17 protein-coding genes and 3 tRNA genes are annotated in these 19,840 nt (G+C 70.0%); all 20 read left to right on the plus strand.

Annotated elements, in window-relative coordinates:
* Positions 1-682: 682 nt before the first annotated feature.
* The 20 genes from ACFOYX_RS19480 (at position 683) to ACFOYX_RS19575 (ending at position 19,350) form a co-directional block, all read left to right on the plus strand.
* Positions 683-829: a hypothetical protein gene (locus ACFOYX_RS19480; RefSeq protein ID WP_161557794.1), complete on the plus strand. Its 147-nt coding sequence runs from the start codon at positions 683-685 to the stop codon at positions 827-829.
* Between the two features lie 63 nt (positions 830-892).
* On the plus strand, positions 893-3,436 hold the full coding sequence (locus ACFOYX_RS19485; RefSeq protein WP_322439034.1) for a bifunctional diguanylate cyclase/phosphodiesterase: 2,544 nt from the start codon (positions 893-895) through the stop codon (positions 3,434-3,436).
* Positions 3,437-3,544: 108 nt separating this feature from the next.
* Positions 3,545-3,617 (plus strand) — tRNA-Thr (locus ACFOYX_RS19490).
* Between the two features lie 25 nt (positions 3,618-3,642).
* Positions 3,643-3,715: transfer RNA gene (locus tag ACFOYX_RS19495), tRNA-Met, on the plus strand.
* Positions 3,716-3,845: 130 nt separating this feature from the next.
* Positions 3,846-4,013, plus strand: coding sequence for a 50S ribosomal protein L33 (gene rpmG / locus ACFOYX_RS19500; RefSeq protein ID WP_012184342.1), 168 nt, complete (start codon positions 3,846-3,848; stop codon positions 4,011-4,013).
* 122 nt (positions 4,014-4,135) lie between these two features.
* Entirely contained in the window at positions 4,136-4,582 is a 447-nt protein-coding gene (locus tag ACFOYX_RS19505) for a MaoC family dehydratase N-terminal domain-containing protein (RefSeq protein ID WP_109801309.1), read from the plus strand.
* Position 4,583: 1 nt separating this feature from the next.
* Positions 4,584-4,976 (plus strand): MaoC family dehydratase, encoded by a 393-nt coding sequence (locus ACFOYX_RS19510; protein WP_130328963.1) that lies wholly within the window; start codon positions 4,584-4,586, stop codon positions 4,974-4,976.
* A 127-nt stretch (positions 4,977-5,103) separates the two neighbouring features.
* Positions 5,104-5,176 (plus strand) — tRNA-Trp (locus tag ACFOYX_RS19515).
* Between the two features lie 213 nt (positions 5,177-5,389).
* The gene (gene secE, locus ACFOYX_RS19520) at positions 5,390-5,782 is read left to right on the plus strand and encodes a preprotein translocase subunit SecE (protein ID WP_109801307.1); all 393 of its coding nucleotides are present in this window, start codon (positions 5,390-5,392) and stop codon (positions 5,780-5,782) included.
* Between the two features lie 38 nt (positions 5,783-5,820).
* Positions 5,821-6,540, plus strand: a complete 720-nt coding sequence (gene nusG, locus ACFOYX_RS19525; protein WP_109801306.1) for a transcription termination/antitermination protein NusG — start codon at positions 5,821-5,823, stop codon at positions 6,538-6,540.
* 183 nt (positions 6,541-6,723) lie between these two features.
* Positions 6,724-7,155 (plus strand): 50S ribosomal protein L11, encoded by a 432-nt coding sequence (gene rplK / locus ACFOYX_RS19530; protein ID WP_091570017.1) that lies wholly within the window; start codon positions 6,724-6,726, stop codon positions 7,153-7,155.
* Between the two features lie 83 nt (positions 7,156-7,238).
* Positions 7,239-7,955 carry a 50S ribosomal protein L1 gene (gene rplA / locus ACFOYX_RS19535; protein ID WP_109801305.1) on the plus strand — a complete coding sequence of 239 codons (717 nt, stop codon included), beginning with the start codon at positions 7,239-7,241 and terminating at the stop codon, positions 7,953-7,955.
* 77 nt (positions 7,956-8,032) lie between these two features.
* The gene (locus tag ACFOYX_RS19540; RefSeq protein ID WP_322439033.1) at positions 8,033-8,521 is read left to right on the plus strand and encodes an ATP-binding cassette domain-containing protein; all 489 of its coding nucleotides are present in this window, start codon (positions 8,033-8,035) and stop codon (positions 8,519-8,521) included.
* A gap of 8 nt (positions 8,522-8,529) precedes the next feature.
* Complete coding sequence (locus ACFOYX_RS19545; protein ID WP_322439032.1) at positions 8,530-8,889, plus strand: hypothetical protein; 360 nt, start codon at positions 8,530-8,532, stop codon at positions 8,887-8,889.
* Positions 8,886-9,575, plus strand: a complete 690-nt coding sequence (locus tag ACFOYX_RS19550; RefSeq protein ID WP_322439031.1) for a hypothetical protein — start codon at positions 8,886-8,888, stop codon at positions 9,573-9,575. Before ACFOYX_RS19545 ends, ACFOYX_RS19550 begins: the two co-directional genes overlap by 4 nt.
* A gap of 314 nt (positions 9,576-9,889) precedes the next feature.
* Positions 9,890-10,435, plus strand: coding sequence for a 50S ribosomal protein L10 (rplJ, locus tag ACFOYX_RS19555; RefSeq protein WP_088960245.1), 546 nt, complete (start codon positions 9,890-9,892; stop codon positions 10,433-10,435).
* Between the two features lie 54 nt (positions 10,436-10,489).
* A complete protein-coding gene (rplL, locus tag ACFOYX_RS19560) occupies positions 10,490-10,873 on the plus strand; it encodes a 50S ribosomal protein L7/L12 (RefSeq protein ID WP_089012491.1) in 384 nt (127 codons plus the stop codon).
* A gap of 575 nt (positions 10,874-11,448) precedes the next feature.
* On the plus strand, positions 11,449-14,880 hold the full coding sequence (locus ACFOYX_RS19565; protein ID WP_322439030.1) for a DNA-directed RNA polymerase subunit beta: 3,432 nt from the start codon (positions 11,449-11,451) through the stop codon (positions 14,878-14,880).
* Between the two features lie 84 nt (positions 14,881-14,964).
* A complete protein-coding gene (locus tag ACFOYX_RS19570) occupies positions 14,965-18,852 on the plus strand; it encodes a DNA-directed RNA polymerase subunit beta' (protein WP_322439029.1) in 3,888 nt (1,295 codons plus the stop codon).
* A gap of 129 nt (positions 18,853-18,981) precedes the next feature.
* Positions 18,982-19,350 (plus strand): hypothetical protein, encoded by a 369-nt coding sequence (locus tag ACFOYX_RS19575; RefSeq protein ID WP_322439028.1) that lies wholly within the window; start codon positions 18,982-18,984, stop codon positions 19,348-19,350.
* The last annotated feature ends 490 nt before the right edge of the window (positions 19,351-19,840 follow it).

Below are 19,840 nucleotides of genomic sequence, written 5' to 3' on the forward strand. Positions count from 1 at the left end.
GCGGTGGCGTCTCGTCCCATGCCCGGAGTCGGTCGCTGGTGTCGCCGGTTGCGCGGGCTTCGTTGGCGAACATCGCTTCGGTTCGGCTGATTGAGGCTGGGTCACCGAACTCACGGATGAACGCCGCGGTCACGATGGCGCTGTTGCCACAGCCGACGTTCTCCAGCGCAGCGGCGCTTAATGCCTCGTACTCGCGCGGCCGGATCAGGTTGCGATACGTGTCGGACTCGCGGTCATGCGGCGAGAGTCCGAGGACTTCGAGGCGGCCTCCGCAACAGGCCGCGTCAACGTGTCCTTGTCGAGCATCGGCCAGCCCGTCTGCCGGGCTTGGACGGCGGGTACTCGCCGACGAGCCGGTGTTCCGGGGGGACCCACGCTCGCCGATGTCGATGTAGTGTGCGAGAGGTCCGATGGGCGACGGGGGCCTACGAATCCCACGACACCCAGGCCCTGGGCTGATCCATCCCTTTCCGGCGTGAGGTCGGGTTGTGCTCCTTCTGTAGCGCGCGCCGGACGCCCGGTGACCCTGAGGAGGGCCGCAGGGTCGGCGGCCGCCGTCGAACGGACGATTTCGCCCGCTACCCTGCTCGACCGAGGGTCTCTCCGCTTTTACGCGTGCTGCGGGTGTGGCACCATCGTGGAACCTCCATCATTTCTGACCCGCACGTGACAGGAGCGCACAATGTCTGCTCGAAGGTTGGGCCGGCTGCTCGGCACGCTACTCACGCTTGCCGCACTGGTCGCGCTCCCTGCTTCACTGATCACCACCGGGGCCCAGACAGCCGACTTCGACTGGCAGATGCCCGTCGTGCGGGTGCTCCTGCCGTAGGTGTGCCATCCGGCCGGATCGTCCATCCGGCCGTGATCTGACGCTGAGTCCGGAGGGGGCGAAGTGCCCGATCGCCAACCTCGCCCGCGTCGGTCGACCGAGAATGCCTGGCTGGTCGCGGGGCCGCTCGCCCTGTACGCCACGTGCTGCGCCACCCTGCTCGGGCTGCTCGTGCAGCCGGCGGTCGGGGACTGGTTGGCCACGTCGGCGATGTTCCTGGTCATGGTCGCCGCGGCCATGCCGACGATCAACATTGTGGTCCGGCGCCAGGCGCTGGGCGTGATGTTGACCGAAATTCCGCTCGTGGTGGCGCTGTATCTGCTGCCTCCGTTGTCGGTGGTTCTGGCGTACACGCTGGCCACTTTGGTGGTGCAGATCCGGCGGAATCTCGCTCCCGTCAAGTTCTGGTTCAACCTCATCCGTGCCGCGGCGGCCACGTCGACCGCCTGCCTTGTCCTCATGGCCCTGCCCGGTATGCGGGGGGTCGGGCCGGGTACCTGGGGGATCCTCTTCGTCGCGACGAGTGCCCACACCCTCGTCACGCTCGCGGCGGTGGTGGCGGTCATCGGGGTCGTGCAGGGTTGGCAGGCCGGCTGGGAACTGGTCCGTACCTCACCGCCGGCTCTCTTGGCGGCGGTGATCAACGTGGCGATCGGACTGCTGATCCTCATCACCCTGGTCACCACCACCTGGGGCTTCCTGCTCTTCATGGCGTTCGCCGCAGGACTCGTCCTGGTCTACCGCTCCTACACGCAGTTCCTCCGGCAGCACCGGACCCTCACGGACATGTACCAGCTCACGCGGGCGATGTCGGAGAGCGGGCAGGACGGCACGCTCATCGATGCCCTGCTCGGCCGGGTCAGGGCCCTGATGCAGGCGGAGTACGCCACGCTCTGGCTGCCCGGCCAGGGCCGCTATCCCGAGGTGCTGCTCACCGCCCGGGAGGACAACCGGGGTCTCCTCGACTTCGCCGTGACCCCCGCGCGGCTGCGGGAACGCGTGCTTGGGGAGTCCCGGATGGTTGCCTCCGGGGTCCGCCTGCCCGGCGACCCGGCGACCCGCGAACCACTGCGGGGCGAGCGGATCAAGGACTTCATCATCCTTCCGCTCCGATCCGGCCAGGTGGTGATCGGCACGCTGGAGGTGGTGAACCGGTTGGGCGACACCAACCACTTCACACCAGTGGACATCCCCATCTTCGAAACGGTCGCCGCGCACGCGGCGGTCGCCTTGGAGAATTCCCGGCTGGTCGACCGGCTGCGCCACGACGCGTACCACGACGCGCTGACCAAGCTGCCCAACCGGCGGCGGATCACCGGCGCGCTGGACGAGGCGGTGAAGATCCGGGCGCCCGGCGAGGTGGTCGCGGTGCTGCTCTTCGACGTGGACGGGTTGCGCCAGGTCAACGAGTCGCTGGGGCACGCCGCGGGCGACAAGGTCCTGGTCGAGGTGGCCGATCGCCTCCGCGCCTGCGCCCCGTCGTCCGCCCTGGTGGGCCGGGCGGGCGGCGACGAGTTCCTGGTGACCCTGCGGCTGGAGAACGCCGAGGCGGCCCTGGAGCTGGCGGCCGAGCTGCGCGAGCAGATCCGCGACGAGATGGTCTTCGACTCGCTCACCCTCGACGTGGACACCGCCGTCGGGGTGGCCCTACACCCGGATCACGGCAGCGACGCCGCGACCCTGCTGCAACGGGTCGACCTGGCCGCGACGGCGGCCAAGGCGGTGCCCGGCAGCGTGCAGCTGTTCAACCCGGCGCTGGAGTCCCGGTCGCTGCGCCGCCTCGGCCTCGCCGGCGACCTGCGGCGCGCCCTCGACGAGGGTGAGCTGGAGGTCTACTTCCAGCCCAAGGTGACGTTGCGGGACCGGCGGCTGATCGGGGTCGAGTGCCTGGCCCGCTGGGAGCATCCGACGCACGGCACGGTCGCCCCGGAGGACTTCGTCGCGGTGGCCGAGCACACCGGCCAGCTCGGCCGGCTCACCGAGCTGGTGCTCCGGGAGGGGCTGCGGCGCAGCCGGGACTGGACCCACGCCGAGCAGCCGCTCGCCGTCGCGGTCAACCTCTCCGCGCGTACGCTCACCGACCCGCACTTCCCGGACCAGGTCCGCGAGCTGCTCGACGAGTACGGCGTACCCCCGCAGCGGCTCACCTTCGAGATCCGCGAGGCCGGGGTGCTGGACGGCACCGACCGGCCGATACCGACCCTGCGCCGGCTGCGGGACCTCGGCGTGCGGCTGTCGGTGGACGACTTCGGGACGGGCTCCTCGTCCCTGGCCTACCTGCGCCGGCTGCCGGTGCACGAGGTGAAGGTGGACCGCTCGTTCGTGCAGGGCATGGCGACCGACCCGGGCGACCTGGCGATTGTCAACGCGGTGGTGACGCTGTCCCAGCAGTTCGGCCTGGCCGTGGTCGCCGAGGGCGTGGAGAGCGAACTCACCCTCGAACTGCTCCAGGACATCGGCTGCGAGATCGGCCAGGGCTTCCTGTTCAGCCGGCCGCTGCCGTACGAGCGGTTGGAGGCGTGGTTCGGCGCGCAGGTGGAGCCGGAGGCCGCCGCCGAGGCACCCCGGCTGCGGGTGGTCCCGGACCGCTCGGCGACCCTGCTCTGAGCTGGGACGACGGAGATCGCCCCCGGTATGGGGGGATCCGATTTCACCTCGGGCGGCGGGGTCGTGTACTGTTTCTCCTGCGCGACGCCCTCCGGGGTGATCGGGTAGGCCCCCTTAGCTCAGTCGGCAGAGCGTCTCCATGGTAAGGAGAAGGTCTACGGTTCGATTCCGTAAGGGGGCTCACAGGGTCCGGCTGGACCCGCCACGGCGGTGTAGCTCAGATGGCAGAGCAAGCGGCTCATAATCGCTGTGTCGCCGGTTCAAGTCCGGCCACCGCTACTCTCGTCCTCCGGGCTCACCGGCGGTCGATGGGATGGGCGCCACAGGCGCCCACTTTGCATGTCCGCGCCATCAGTGCGTAGGCTGATGCGCCGTAGTTGTTATCCGTTAGCGAGGAAGGCACTCCGCCGTGGCGAAGGCGACCGATGTCCGGCCGAAGATCACTTTGGCGTGTGTGGAGTGCAAGGAGCGCAACTACATCACGCGCAAGAACCGCCGTAACGACCCGGACCGCATCGAGCTGAAGAAGTTCTGCCCCCGGGACGGCAGGCACACCATCCACCGCGAGACCCGCTGACCCGCGGCCGGCTCGGCCGGCCCGGTCCCGCAGCAGTCCCGAACGCCGATCCGCAGGGACGACGGCCCCGAGCCGCCGCCCCGTACGGATCGGCGTTCGTGTTTTCCGTGTAGGTTCGCGGCATGTCCCTGGACCCGTCGTTCGTCGGCCGGACCTATCCGCCGACCGCCCCCTATCAGGTGGGCCGAGAAAAGATCCGCGAGTTCGCCGCGGCCATCGGTGCCACCGACCCGGCCCACCACGACCCGGAGGCGGCCCGCGCGCTCGGGCACCCCGACGTGGTCGCGCCGCCGACCTTCCCCGTGGTGGTCACGATGGCCGCCAGCCGGCAGATCATCGAGGATCCGGCCCTCGGCGTGGACTACAGCCGGGTGGTCCACGGCGACCAGCGGTTCGCGTACACCCGTCCGGTTGTGGCCGGTGACGAGCTGGTCTGCGTGAACACCATCGAGGAGATCAGCAACCGGGGCGGGCACGGCTTCCTGACCACCCGCACGGACGTGCGCAACGCCGCCGGCGAGCCGGTGGTCGCCGTCTGGTCCAAGATCGTCGTACGCGGGGAGGCCTGAGATGGAGCTGCCCACCCAGACCTTCCGGGTGACCCGCGCGGACCTGGTCCGCTACGCGGGCGCCTCCGGCGACTTCAACCCCATCCACTGGAGCGACCGGTTCGCCACCAAGGTCGGCCTGCCGGGGGTGATCGCCCACGGCATGTTCACCATGGCGCTGGTCGGCCGGGCGGTCACCGCGTGGGCCGGCGCACCGGACGCGGTGGTCGACTTCGGCGTCCGGTTCACCCGTCCGGTGGTGGTCCCGGACGACGACCAGGGCACCGAGATCGAGGTCGCCGCGGTGGTCAAGGAGGTCACCGAGGACGGCCTGACCAGGCTCGACGTGACCGCGACCTGCCTGGGGGAGAAGGTGCTCTCGCAGGCCCGGGCGACCATCCGGACGCCCCGCTGAGGGCGCTCCGACGCGCAGGTGGCAGACCGGTTGGGAAAGTCGTACGACTACCCGTACACTGGTCCGCCGTGGGGCAAGTGACCCCTGCCCAGCCGTGCATGGCTTGGTGGGGTGAGAGTTGCCGCACAGGGGTGTAGCTCAATTGGCAGAGCAGCGGTCTCCAAAACCGCAGGCTGCAGGTTCAAGTCCTGTCACCCCTGCGCCTCAGGCCTGACCGTTCCCGTGGGTCGCGCCGCCGAACGGCGGCGTCCGGCCCGTGGTGGTGGCACTGGCGGGGTGGTTCCGAGGCAATCGGGCCCTCCCGGTCGGTCCGCCGGCCGCGGCCCGTCGCGGGACGGTTTGGTCCGGCCGGCGTGACCAAACGCCGCGCACGCCCATCGGCGTGCGACCCGATACCCCGCACGGAGGGCGAAGTGGCCGAGAGCAAGCGGCGCGGCGAGGACGCCGGCGACGAGCGTCTGCGCGAAGATGCGGTCGTCGACGACGTGGCCGACGACGACGCCACCGACGCGGACGAGCCGGTATCCCGGGGTGGCACCGCGACCCGCGCGCGGGCCCGGGCCGAGTCGGCCGACGGTCGGAAGACCCGCAAGGACACCGACCGGGTGGGCCTCTTCGCCCGCATCGCGCGGTTCTTCCGCGAGGTCGTGGCCGAGCTGCGTAAGGTCATCTGGCCGACGCGCAAGGAGCTGCTGACCTACACCGCCGTGGTGGTCACCTTCGTCGCGGTGATGCTGACGATCGTGGGCCTGCTCGACTTCGGGTTTGCGAAGGGCGTGCTGTGGGTCTTCGGCAACCCCAGCTGACCGGCTGACTGTGCCGATAGTGACGGAAGTGAGCGAGCGTGCCTGAGTACGACGAGACCGCCGAGACCACGGACGAGCAGTCCACGGTGGCGACGGCGGCCAACGATGAGTCGGTCGAGGCCGCCAGCGAGCCGGAATTCCCGACCACCGAGCCCGCGGACGAGGAGTACGACCCGGTCGCCGAGCTGCGCCAGAAGCTGCGCTACGCGCCCGGCGACTGGTACGTGGTGCACTCCTACGCCGGCTACGAGAACAAGGTCAAGACCAACCTCGAGACCCGGATCACCTCCCTCGACATGGAGGACTTCATCTACCAGGTCGAGGTGCCGACCCGGGAAGAGGTCGAGGTCAAGAACGGCAAGCGGTCTCAGGTCCAGGCGAAGGTCTTCCCGGGCTACATCCTGGTCCGCATGGAGCTGACCGCCGAGTCGTACTCCTGCGTCCGGAACACCCCGGGGGTCACCGGCTTCGTGGGGGCCACCGACCGGGCCGACCGGCCGGCGCCGCTGAGCCTCGACGAGGTGCTGAAGTGGCTGGCCCCGGCGATCGAGACCGAGCAGAAGAAGGCCAAGCCCGAGGTCCGGGTCCTCGACTTCGAGGTCGGCGACTCGGTCACCGTCACCGACGGCGCCTTCGCCTCGCTGCCGGCCACGATCAGTGAGATCAACGCCGACCAGCAGAAGCTCAAGGTGCTGGTGTCGATCTTCGGCCGGGAGACGCCGGTCGAGCTGAACTTCAACCAGGTCGCCAAGATCTGACGTACGGTCGCACCGGCGGTGGGCTTCCGTCCCGCCGCCGGTGCGTCGTTTCGCCCGTCCGCCGGACCTCGGCGACGGGGGCGGCGCAGGTCTGCGCTACCCTAGAACGTCGGCTGTCGCATCGCGCTGACCGTGCGCGCCCGCTGCCGGCATCTTTCCCAGTTCCAAGCCCCAGGAAGAGACATGCCTCCGAAGAAGAAGCTCGTCAAGACGTTCACGCTTCAGCTGCCGGCGGGCCAGGCCACGCCGGCGCCGCCGGTCGGCCCCGCGCTCGGCCAGCACGGCGTGAACATCATGGAGTTCTGCAAGTCCTACAACGCGCAGACCGAGTCCCAGCGGGGCGACATCGTCCCCGCCGAGATCAGCGTGTACGAGGACCGGACCTTCACCTTCGTCCTGAAGACCCCGCCCGCGGCCCGGCTGCTGATCAAGGCCGCCGGTGTGCAGAAGGGCTCGGGCGTCCCGCACACGCAGAAGGTCGGCTCCGTGACCCGCGCCCAGCTGCGTGAGATCGCCGAGAAGAAGATGGCCGACCTCAACGCCAACGACATCGACCAGGCTGAGAAGATCATCGCCGGCACCGCCCGGTCGATGGGTCTGACCGTCGCCGACTGACGTCGGACACCACTCACCGGATCAGTTCGTGGGAGGGCGCGCGTCGACCGCGGGCCCGCCATAGACCACAGGAGTAACCAGAAATGCAGCGCAGCAAGAGCTACCGCAAGGCCGCCGACGTCATCGACCGGTCGAAGCTCTACACCCCCGCCGAGGCCGTCAAGCTGGCCAAGGACACCACCAACGTCAAGTTCGACGCCACGGTCGAGGTCGCGATGCGCCTCGGCGTCGACCCCCGCAAGGCGGACCAGATGGTCCGCGGCACGGTCAACCTGCCGCACGGCACCGGTAAGACCGCCCGCGTGATCGTCTTCGCCGCCGGCGCGAAGGCCGAGGAGGCTGCCGCGGCGGGTGCGGACGAGGTGGGCACCGACGAGCTGGTCGCCCGTATCCAGGGCGGTTGGCTGGACTTCGACGCGGCGATCGCCACCCCGGACCAGATGGCCAAGATCGGCCGGATCGCGCGGATCCTGGGCCCGCGCGGCCTGATGCCGAACCCGAAGACGGGCACGGTGACCATGGACGTCACCAAGGCCGTCCAGGACATCAAGGGCGGGAAGATCACCTTCCGGGTGGACAAGCACTCCAACCTGCACCTGATCATCGGCAAGGCGTCGTTCTCCGAGAACCAGCTGGTCGACAACTACGCCGCCGTCCTCGATGAGGTGCTCCGGGCCAAGCCGTCCGCGGCCAAGGGCACGTACCTCAAGAAGGTCACCCTCACCACCACCATGGGCCCGGGCGTTCCGGTCGACCCGAAGCTGGTGAAGAACCTGCAGGAGGGCTCGGCCGAGGCCTGAGCACGCCTGGAGTGAGGGGCCCCGCCACGACTCGTGGCGGGGCCCCCTTCGTCTGTCCGCTGTGGGAGGCTCGCGGCATGCGGCTGGAGGACGTCTGGTTGCGGTACCAGCGGCGCGGCCCGTGGGTGCTGCGGGACACGGACGTGCGGATCGGCCCGGGTGAGGTCGTGGTCGTCCTCGGCCGCAACGGGGTGGGCAAGTCCACGCTGCTCCAGCTCGCCGCCGGGGTGCTCCGGCCGACCCGCGGCCGGGTGGTCGACCGGCCCGCCGCCGTCGGCTGGGTCCCGGAGCGGTTCCCGGCCGACCAGCCGTTCACCGTGGCGCACTACCTCGCCGCGATGGGCCGGGTGGCCGGGCTCGCGGGCCCGGTCGCCGACCGGGCGGTGGCGGATTGGGTGGAGCGGCTCGGCCTGGCGCCGTTCCGCGGGGCCCGGCTGCCCCAGCTGTCGAAGGGCACCGCCCAGAAGGTCGGCCTGGCCCAGGCGATGCTCCGTCCGCCCGGCCTGCTGGTCCTGGACGAGCCCTGGGAGGGGCTGCCGCGGCCCGGGAACTGGTCCCCGAGCTGATCGACGAGGTGCTGGCGGACGGGGGAGCGGTGCTGGTCAGCGACCACCGCGGCGAGACGGTCCGGCTGCCCGGCGCGCGGCACTGGACGGTCGCCGACGGCGCGGTCACCGAGGACGCCCCGTCCGGGGCGGACGCGACGGCGGTGGTCGAGTTGGCGGTCCCGGCCGCGCGGGTCGCCGGCATCGTGGCGCGGCTGCGCGCCGACGGTCACCGGGTCCTCCGGGTACGTGCCGCCGACCCGCCGGCCGCGCCGGGCCGGGCCGAGGCGGGGTCGCCGCCGGTTCCGTCGATCACGGGTCCCGTCGGTGACGGCGCCGCGCCGGGCGAGCCGGGGGCGGCCGGTCCGGCCCGGGAGGCCGCCCGGTGACCGCGCTGGTCCGGCTGCGGCTGGCCGGCTTCCTGCGTACCGGACGGGCGTTGGCGCCGGTGCTGGCCGGCCTGCTCGCCCTCGGCGTCCTCTACGGCGGCGGCCGGGCCCAGCCGGCGGAGGCCTACGGCGTCTCGGCGGTGGTGCTCTTCCCCGTGCTGGCCTGGCAGACCAAGATCCTGCTGGACGTGGAGCCGGACGTGCAGCGCCGGCTGGCCCAGGTGGTGGTCGGGGCGGCCCGGGAGCGGGCCGCCGGGCTGCTCGCCGCGGCCCTGGCCGCGCTCGGCACGGTGGGCGTCGCGCTGGTCTTCCCGTGGCTGGTCGGCGGGGTGACCGGTCCGGTCGGGCCGGGTGACCGCTCGATCGTCGTCGGGGTCGCCCTCGGCCTCTGGGCGCACCTGCTGGCCCTGCCGGCAGCGGTGGCGCTCGGTGCCCTGGCCAGCCGGGCGGTCACCGGCAGCGCCGGGTACGGCCTCGCGGTGCTGTCCCTCGGCGCGGTCGGTGCCCTGGTCCTCGGCCTGAGCGGCTCGGTGGCGCCCTGGCTGGCGCCGCCGGTGATGGCAACTGCCCGGGCGCTGACCGGGCCGTTGGCCGGCCCAACGGCGCTGCTCTTGTCACTCTGGGCGGCGGTGTGGGCCGCGGTGGTGCTGGTCGGCTACGCCTGGCGGCGCCGCTCCCGGGCGTGAGGTGACCGGGCGCACTCCCGGGGCGATTTGGCGGTACGCGGACCCGTCGCGTAGCCTGATCCGGTAGTTCCACCCAGAGACCGCTGGTCACCGTGCCCCGGCACGGTCGAAGGTTCCGCGATGACGGGCGACCCGCGCAGGGCGGCAAGCGAAAATCGGTTCTCCCCGTGGTCCGCCGACCATGGTGATAGGCCCGGCCCTCGCCCCGCGCGCCCTGCGCCGGGGCTTTTCTCGTTGTCGTGATGCCTCCGGCGCCGTCGCAGAGCTTCCGCTCGTCGACGGCGACCAGCCTCGAGCAACGAGAGAGGAGGGACATGGCGGACAAGCCGATCCGGGCCGACAAGGCCACGGCCGTCGCTGAGCTGACCGAGAGCTTCCGCAACGCGGGCGCCGCGGTGCTCACCGAGTACCGTGGTCTGACGGTTTCCCAGCTCACCCAGCTGCGGCGCTCGCTCGGCACGGAGACCACCTACACGGTCGCGAAGAACACGCTGGCCAAGCGTGCGGCGACCGAGGCGGGCATCTCCGGCCTCGACGAGCTGTTCACCGGTCCTACCGCGCTGACTTTCGTTTCGGGCGACGTCGTCGAGGCGGCGAAGGGGCTTCGCGACTTCGCGAAGGCCAACCCGAAGCTGGTCATCAAGGGCGGTGTCTTCGAGGGCAAGGCCATTTCCGCGGCCGAGGTCACGAAGCTCGCCGACCTGGAGTCCCGCGAGGTGCTGCTGGCCAAGCTGGCCGGCGCGATGAAGGGCAACCTGAGCAAGGCCGCGGCCCTGTTCCAGGCTCCGCTCTCCAAGACCGCCCGTCTGGCGGCCGCCCTGCAGGACAAGCGCGAGAAGGAGGGCGCCGAGGCGGCCTGAGGCCTCCCGGCGCACCCACGTTCTTAGTTTTCACCTTTAGAAAGGACGCCAGACATGGCGAAGCTCAGCACCGACGAGCTGCTCGACGCGTTCAAGGAGATGACGCTGATCGAGCTCTCCGAGTTCGTGAAGCAGTTCGAGGAGACCTTCGAGGTCACCGCCGCGGCCCCGGTCGCCATGGGCGTTGCCGCCCCGGGTGCCGCGCCGGCCGAGGCCGAGCCGGAGAAGGACGAGTTCGACGTCATCCTCGACGCCGACGGTGGCAAGAAGATCCAGGTCATCAAGGTCGTGCGTGAGCTGACCGGCCTGGGCCTCAAGGAGGCCAAGGACCTGGTCGAGGCCGCTCCGAAGGCCGTCCTGGAGAAGGCCAACAAGGAGACCGCCGAGAAGGCCAAGGCCAAGCTCGAGGGCGAGGGTGCCAAGGTCACCCTCAAGTGACCTTGCGTACGACCTGACGCGCGTCCGGCTCACGTGAGCCGGGGCACAACCGCGTCGCGGCGGGCGGTGATCCGGGAACGGATCGCCGCCCGCTGTGGTTGGTAGTTCCGGTGGCAGCGGCGTGAGCAGGGCGTCCGGCGTCCGGCGTACCCCTGCACAGCGGGTCCTGTCGGTAGTCCGTCGGTGGGAAAGACACCCCGACCGGTAACCGGCCCTTGACGCGACACCGGGCTGACAGGCACGCTGACACCAGCAAGACCTTCCGCGCTTGCAACGGCCACCTCTCGGGTAATGGCAACGGCAGCACCACCGCCCGCGGCACCCGAGCGGACCGGCAGGAACATCGCGTTCCGAGCGGCCCGGTAGACCCGGTTTTCCGAGGTCCCGAGGCGTGTTCCGCGATGACCTGCGGGGTGGGCTGGACAGCGGTTAGCCTCTCGGCTACACTGCTAGTTTGCGCTGCCTTCCGACTAGACCCCTGCTCGGAAATGTCCGTTTACGGATATTTCTGGTGGGGTCATTGGAGTGCACGCGTACCAGCCGTTCTGCAGCACCGGTCCTCGGAAGGACGCATCTTGGCAGCTTCCCGCCCTGCGAAGACCAGTCGTACGTCGAGCGCTTTCGCTCCCCGCCGAGTTTCATTCGGCAGGATCACCGAACACCTCGAGGTCCCCAACCTCCTCGCCATTCAGAACGAGTCCTTCGACTGGCTCGTCGGCAACGAGGCTTGGCAGGGCCGGTCGGCGGACGACCCGCACGCACGCTCGGGTCTCGCGGAGATCCTCGAAGAGATCAGTCCCATTGAGGACTTCTCCGGCACCATGTCGCTCTCCTTCTCGGCTCCGCGCTTCGACGAGGTCAAGGCCTCGATCGAGGAGTGCAAGGAGAAGGACCTGACCTACTGCGCGCCGCTGTTCGTGACCGCGGAGTTCACCAACAACACCACTGGCGAGATCAAGAGCCAGACGGTGTTCATGGGTGACTTCCCGATGATGACGCCGAAGGGCACCTTCATCATCAACGGCACCGAGCGCGTCGTGGTCAGCCAGCTCGTCCGGTCCCCGGGCGTGTACTTCGACAAGCAGCCGGACAAGACCTCCGACCGCGACCTCTCCAGCGTCAAGGTCATCCCGAGCCGGGGTGCCTGGCTGGAGTTCGACATCGACAAGCGCGACACGGTCGGCGTTCGCATCGACCGCAAGCGCCGGCAGGCCGTCACCGTCCTGCTCAAGGCCATCGGGTGGTCCGCGGAGCAGATCCGTGAGAAGTTCGGCTGGTCCGAGCTGATGATGACCACGCTCGAGAAGGACCACATCGCCGGCCAGGACGAGGCGCTGCTCGACATCTACCGGAAGCTCCGCCCTGGCGAGCCGCCGACCCGTGAGAACGCCCAGACCCTGCTCGACAACCTTTTCTTCAACCCGAAGCGGTACGACGTCGCCAAGGTCGGGCGCTACAAGTTCAACAAGAAGCTCGAAGTCGACGTGCCGATCACCACCGGCACGCTCACCGAGGACGACATCGTCGCCACCGTGGAGTACCTCTGCCGGCTGCACGCCGGCGAGGACGGCTACGAGGCCGACGACATCGACCACTTCGGCAACCGGCGCCTGCGTACCGTGGGCGAGCTGATCCAGAACCAGGTCCGGGTCGGTCTTTCCCGGATGGAGCGGGTCGTCCGCGAGCGGATGACCACCCAGGACGTCGAGGCGATCACGCCGCAGACCCTGATCAACATCCGCCCGGTGGTGGCGGCGATCAAGGAGTTCTTCGGCACGTCGCAGCTGTCCCAGTTCATGGACCAGACCAACCCGCTGGCGGGTCTGACCCACCGGCGCCGGCTGAGCGCGCTCGGCCCGGGTGGTCTGTCCCGGGAGCGGGCCGGCTTCGAGGTCCGTGACGTGCACCCGTCCCACTACGGCCGGATGTGCCCGATCGAGACGCCGGAAGGCCCGAACATCGGTCTGATCGGCGCCCTGTCCACCTTCGCCCGGGTCAACCCGTTCGGCTTCATCGAGACGCCGTACCGGAAGGTCGTCGAGGGTCGGGTCACCGACCAGATCGACTACCTGACCGCGGACGAGGAGGACCGGTTCGTCAAGGCGCAGGCCAACGCGCCGCTGAAGGCGGACGGCACGTTCGCCGAGGACCGCGTCCTGGTCCGCCGTAAGGGCGGCGAGACCGAGGACGTCGCGCCGGGCGCCGTGGACTACATGGACGTCTCGCCGCGGCAGATGGTCTCGGTCGCGACCGCGATGATCCCGTTCCTCGAGCACGACGACGCGAACCGCGCGCTGATGGGCGCGAACATGCAGCGCCAGGCGGTGCCGCTGGTCAAGGCCGAGGCTCCGCTGGTCGGCACCGGCATGGAGTACCGCGCCGCCGTCGACGCCGGTGACGTCGTCGTCGCCGAGGTCGGCGGTGTCATCGAGGACCTCTGCGCCGACTACATCACCGTCCACCAGGACGACGGCCACCGCCGGACGTACCTGCTGCACAAGTTCCGCCGCTCCAACGCCGGCTCCTGCGTCAACCAGAAGCCGGTCGTCTTCGAGGGCGACCGCGTCGAGGCCGGTCAGGTCATCGCCGACGGTCCGTGCACCGACGAGGGCGAGATGGCGCTCGGGCGCAACCTGCTCGTGGCGTTCATGTGCTGGGAGGGCCACAACTACGAGGACGCGATCATCCTGTCGCAGCGCCTCGTGCAGCAGGACGTGCTCACCTCGATCCACATCGAGGAGCACGAGGTCGACGCCCGGGACACCAAGCTCGGCCCGGAGGAGATCACCCGCGACATCCCGAACGTCAGCGAGGAGATGCTCGCCGACCTCGACGAGCGCGGGATCATCCGGATCGGCGCCGAGGTCGTCCCCGGCGACATCCTGGTCGGCAAGGTCACGCCGAAGGGCGAGACCGAGCTGACCCCGGAGGAGCGGCTGCTCCGCGCGATCTTCGGTGAGAAGGCGCGCGAGGTCCGGGACACCTCGCTGAAGGTGCCGCACGGCGAGACCGGCACGGTCATCGGGGTGCGTACCTTCTCCCGCGAGGACGGCGACGAGCTGCCGCCGGGCGTCAACGAGCTGGTCCGGGTGTACGTCGCCCAGAAGCGCAAGATCCAGGACGGTGACAAGCTCGCGGGCAGGCACGGCAACAAGGGCGTCATCTCCAAGATCCTGCCGATCGAGGACATGCCGTTCCTGGAGGACGGCACCCCGGTCGACATCGTGCTCAACCCGCTGGGTGTGCCCTCCCGGATGAACATCGGCCAGGTCCTGGAGACCCACCTCGGCTGGGTCGCCAAGACCGGCTGGAGCGTGGAGGGCGACGACGCGGCGTGGAAGAAGCAGCTGCGCTCGATCGGCGCCCACGAGTCCGAGCCGGACACCAACGTGGCCACTCCGGTCTTCGACGGTGCCCGCGAGGAGGAGATCTCCGGTCTGCTCTCGTCGACCCTGCCCAACCGGGACGGCAAGCAGCTGATCGGCTCCTCCGGCAAGGCGCAGCTGTTCGACGGTCGCTCCGGCGAGCCGCTGCCGGACCCGATCGCGGTCGGCTACATCTACATCCTGAAGCTCAACCACCTGGTCGACGACAAGATCCACGCCCGGTCGACCGGCCCGTACTCGATGATCACGCAGCAGCCGCTGGGTGGTAAGGCGCAGTTCGGTGGCCAGCGCTTCGGTGAGATGGAGTGCTGGGCGATGCAGGCGTACGGCGCCGCCTACGCGCTGCAGGAACTGCTGACCATCAAGTCCGACGACGTCCTCGGCCGGGTCAAGGTCTACGAGGCGATCGTCAAGGGCGAGAACATCCCCGAGCCGGGCATCCCGGAGTCGTTCAAGGTGCTGCTCAAGGAGCTGCAGTCGCTGTGCCTCAACGTCGAGGTGCTCTCCAGCGACGGTGTGGCCCTAGAGATGCGCGAGACCGACGACGAGGTGTTCCGGGCCGCGGAGGAGCTGGGCATCGACCTGTCCCGGCGCGAGCCGAGCTCGGTCGAAGAGGTCTGAGGTGAGCGGTCGGGAGCCGGCTCGCCGGCTCCCGATCCGCCCACCCACTAGCTAAGCAGTACAGACGACGACATAGGGGACATAGTGCTCGACGTCAACTTCTTCGACGAGCTGCGCATCGGCCTCGCCACCGCCGACGACATCCGTCAGTGGTCGCACGGTGAGGTCAAGAAGCCTGAGACGATCAACTACCGCACGCTCAAGCCGGAAAAGGACGGGCTCTTCTGCGAGAAGATCTTCGGTCCGCAGCGGGACTGGGAGTGCTACTGCGGTAAGTACAAGCGGGTCCGCTTCAAGGGCATCATCTGCGAGCGCTGCGGCGTCGAGGTGACCCGTTCCAAGGTCCGTCGTGAGCGGATGGGGCACATCGAGCTGGCCGCTCCGGTGACCCACATCTGGTACTTCAAGGGCGTGCCGAGCCGGCTGGGCTACCTGCTGGACCTGGCCCCCAAGGACCTCGAGAAGATCATCTACTTCGCCTCGTACGTCGTGACGAGCGTGGACGCCGAGTCGCGTCACCGTGACCTCTCGACCATCGAGAACGAGATCCTGGCCGAGAAGCGGCAGGCCGAGAACAGCCGCGACTCGGAGATCGAGAAGCGGGCCGCCAAGCTCGAGGCCGACCTGGCCGAGCTGGAGGCCGAGGGTGCCAAGGCGGACGTCCGGCGCAAGGTCAAGGAGGGCGGAGAGCGCGAGATGCGCCAGATCCGCGACCGGGCCCAGCGCGAGATCGACCGCCTCGACGAGGTTCTCGACACCTTCCGCAAGCTCGAGCCGAAGCAGCTGGTCACCGACGAGCTGCTCTACCGCGAGCTGCGCGACCGCTTCGGCGAGTACTTCACCGGCGGCATGGGCGCCGAGGCCATCAAGGCCCTGGTCCAGAACATGGACCTGGATGCCGAGGCCGATAGCCTGCGCGAGACCATCCGCTCCGGCAAGGGCCAGCGGAAGATCCGGGCGCTCAAGCGGCTGAAGGTCGTCGCGGCGTTCCAGAACACCCGCAACTCGCCGCTCGGCATGGTGCTGGACTGCGTCCCGGTCATCCCGCCGGACCTGCGTCCGATGGTGCAGCTGGACGGTGGCCGCTTCGCGACCTCCGACCTGAACGACCTGTACCGCCGGGTGATCAACCGGAACAACCGCCTCAAGCGGCTGATCGACCTCGGCGCGCCCGAGATCATCGTCAACAACGAGAAGCGGATGCTCCAGGAGGCCGTCGACGCGCTGTTCGACAACGGCCGCCGTGGCCGGCCGGTCACCGGCCCGGGTAACCGCCCGCTGAAGTCGCTCTCCGACATGCTCAAGGGCAAGCAGGGCCGGTTCCGCCAGAACCTGCTGGGCAAGCGCGTCGACTACTCCGGCCGTTCGGTCATCGTGGTCGGCCCGAAGCTCAAGCTGCACCAGTGCGGCCTGCCCAAGCAGATGGCGCTGGAGCTGTTCAAGCCGTTCGTGATGAAGCGGCTGGTCGACCTCAACCACGCACAGAACATCAAGTCCGCCAAGCGGATGGTCGAGCGGCAGCGGCCGGTCGTGTGGGACGTGCTGGAAGAGGTCATCGGCGAGCACCCGGTGCTGCTGAACCGCGCGCCGACCCTGCACCGGCTGGGCATCCAGGCCTTCGAGCCGCAACTGGTCGAGGGCAAGGCCATCCAGATCCACCCGCTGGTCTGCACCGCGTTCAACGCCGACTTCGACGGTGACCAGATGGCGGTGCACGTGCCGCTGTCCGCCGAGGCCCAGGCCGAGGCGCGGATCCTGATGCTCTCGTCGAACAACATCCTGAAGCCGGCCGACGGCAAGCCGGTCACCATGCCCACCCAGGACATGGTCATCGGCCTGTACCACCTCACCCACCTCACCCCCGGTGAGAAGGGCGAGGGCCGGGCGTTCAGCTCGGACGCCGAGGCCCGGATGGCGTTCGACAACGGCGAGCTGCACCTGCAGGCTCCGGTCAAGATCCGGCTGCGCGGCGTCATCGGTGTCGACAACGGCGCCGGCGCCGAGCCGTGGACCGCGCCGGAGGGTTGGGTCGAGGGCGAGCCGCTGACGGTGGACACCACCCTCGGTCGGGTGCTGTTCAACGAGACGCTGCCGCAGGGCTACCGCTTCGTGAACTACGAGATCCGCAAGGGTCAGCTCTCCGCGATCGTCAACGACCTCGCCGAGCGCTTCCCGAAGGTTGCCCTCGCGGCCACCCTCGACGGGCTCAAGGAGGCCGGTTTCCACTGGGCCACCTGGTCCGGCGTGACGATCGGCATGGAGGACGTCATCGCTCCGCCGCGCAAGCGGGAGATCCTGGAGCGGTACGAGGCGGAGGCCGACCGGATCGACAAGCAGTACCAGCGTGGTCTGATGACCGCCGAGGAGCGTCGCGGCGAGCTCATCGAGATCTGGACCAAGGCGACCAACGAGGTCGCCAAGGAGATGGACACCGCGCTGCCGCAGGAGAACCCGCTGTGGAAGATGATCAACTCGGGTGCCCGCGGTAACCTGCTCCAGCTCCGGCAGATCGCGGCGATCCGTGGTCTGGTGGCCAACCCCAAGGGTGAGATCATCCCGCGGCCGATCAAGGCCTCGTACCGGGAGGGTCTGTCCGTGCTGGAGTACTTCATCTCCACGCACGGTGCCCGTAAGGGTCTCGCGGACACCGCCCTGCGTACCGCCGACTCGGGTTACCTGACCCGTCGTCTGGTGGACGTCTCGCAGGACGTCATCATCCGTGAGGAGGACTGCGGCACCGACCGCGCCATCCCGATGCAGATCGGCGAGCGGCTCGACGGCAAGCTGGTGGTCCACACCCACGCCGAGACCAGCGTGCACGCCCGGACCCTGGCCGACGACATCAAGGGGCCGGACGGCACCGTCGTCGCCGAGCGGGGCCAGGACCTCAACTCGATCCTGGTCGACAGGATCGTCGCGGCCGGCGTGGAGACGGTGCGGGTGCGCAGCGTGCTCACCTGCGAGTCGAAGCTGGGCGTCTGCGCGGCCTGCTACGGCCGTTCGCTGCCGACCGGCAAGTCGGTCGACATCGGCGAGGCGGTCGGCATCATCGCCGCCCAGTCCATCGGTGAGCCGGGTACCCAGCTGACGATGCGTACCTTCCACACCGGTGGTGTCGCGGGTGAGGACATCACCCAGGGTCTGCCGCGTGTCCAGGAGATCTTCGAGGCCCGGGTCCCGAAGGGTAAGGCGCCCATCGCCGACACCCCCGGCCGGATCCGGATCGAGGACGGCGAGCGGTCCCGGAAGATCATCGTGGTGCCGGACGACGGCAGCGAAGAGATCGTCTACGACAAGATCTCCAAGCGGGTCAAGCTGCGGACCCACGACGGCGGTCACGTCGAGGTCGGCGAGAAGCTCACCGAGGGCACCATCGACCCGCACGAGCTGCTGCGCATCCTCGGCCCGCGCGCGGTCCAGGTCCACCTGACCCAGGAGGTCCAGGAGGTCTACCGCTCGCAGGGTGTGCTCATCCACGACAAGCACATCGAGATCATCATCCGCCAGATGCTCAAGCGGGTGACGGTCATCGACTCCGGCTCGACCGAGTTCCTGCCGGGTGTGCTGGTCGACCGGGCGCTCTTCGAGTCGGAGAACCGCCGGCTCGTCGGCGAGGGCGGCGAGCCCGCCGCTGGTCGCCCGGTGCTGATGGGTATCACCAAGGCCTCGCTGGCCACCGACTCCTGGCTCTCGGCGGCCTCCTTCCAGGAGACCACCCGGGTGCTGACCGACGCGGCGATCAACTCGCGCAGCGACTCGCTCGTCGGCCTCAAGGAGAACGTGATCATCGGTAAGCTCATCCCGGCTGGTACGGGCATCAGCAAGTACCGCAACGTCCGGGTTGAGCCGACCGAGGAGGCGAAGGCCAAGGTCTACTCGATGACCGGCTACCCGGAGACCGACTACGGGTTCGGGCCGGCCAGCGGCCAGGCGGTGCCGCTGGACGACTTCGACTTCGGGTCGTACCGCTAACCAGCAGTAGACGACGAGGCCCCCGGCACCCGCCGGGGGCCTCGTCGTGTCCGTGGAGTTCATGCGACGCGTGGGGGAGCGGGCGGGCGGTCCGGGCCGCCGGCCGGGCCGGCGGGGCATGATGGGGACATGACGACCGCACCCGGGCCGGCACCGGTCGCCCAGCACGGTCCGCGCCACCCGCTCGACCCCGAGCCGGCCCGGTCGACGAAGGCCCGCGCGGTCTTCGCCCTGGGCCTGATCGGGGCGTTGACCGGGCTCTTCGTCGGTGGCGTGGTGCCGTCGACGATCGCCCTCCAGCTCGCCCGGCAGGCGCGTCGGGAGGCGTACGCCTCCGGCGGCTTCCTGACCGGCGGGGAGCGGCTGCGGCGGGGGGAACGGCTGGCCCGGACGGGCCTGGTGCTGGCGGCCGTGGCGGTGGTGGCGGCGGTGGTGATCGGGGTCGTCCGGCTCGCCGACGCGCCTTTCGGGCACGACTACGCCCCGAACGTCGACTGACCGCCCGGGCGGAGGAGCCGTCCGTGCCCGGACCCGCCCGCAGGACCCGCGACGGTAGCCTGACCCGTGTCCGCCGCGCGGCGGGTGAGCCACTTCCCCAGGAGGACCCCGTGACGGAACCGGCCCCATCGCCGGCAGGCGACCCCACCCGGCCCGCCGCCGGTCCGGATGCCGCCGAGCCGGACGCCGGCGGGCCGACGCCGGGCGGGGAGCCCACCAGCCCGTGGGCCGCGCCGGGGGCCGGGCTCGACGAGGGGCCGAGCGTGCCGCCGGAGGTCGCCACCGTGGGGTACGCCCCGCCGCCGGTCGCCCCGCCGTCCGCGCCGGCGGGCCCGTATCCGCCGGTCGGGCCGTCGGGTGCCGTGCCGGCCGGGCCACCGCCTCCCCCCGGCGCTCCGCCGCATTACGTCGGATACGCCCCACCCACCGGCCTCGGCACGTACCCCGGATCGCCGTCCGCCGCCGGCGGGTGGGCGCCCCACGGGGCGTA

It is taken from the genome of Micromonospora sp. GCM10011541, assembly GCF_042650725.1.
Taxonomy (GTDB): Bacteria; Actinomycetota; Actinomycetes; order Mycobacteriales; family Micromonosporaceae; genus Micromonospora; species Micromonospora sicca.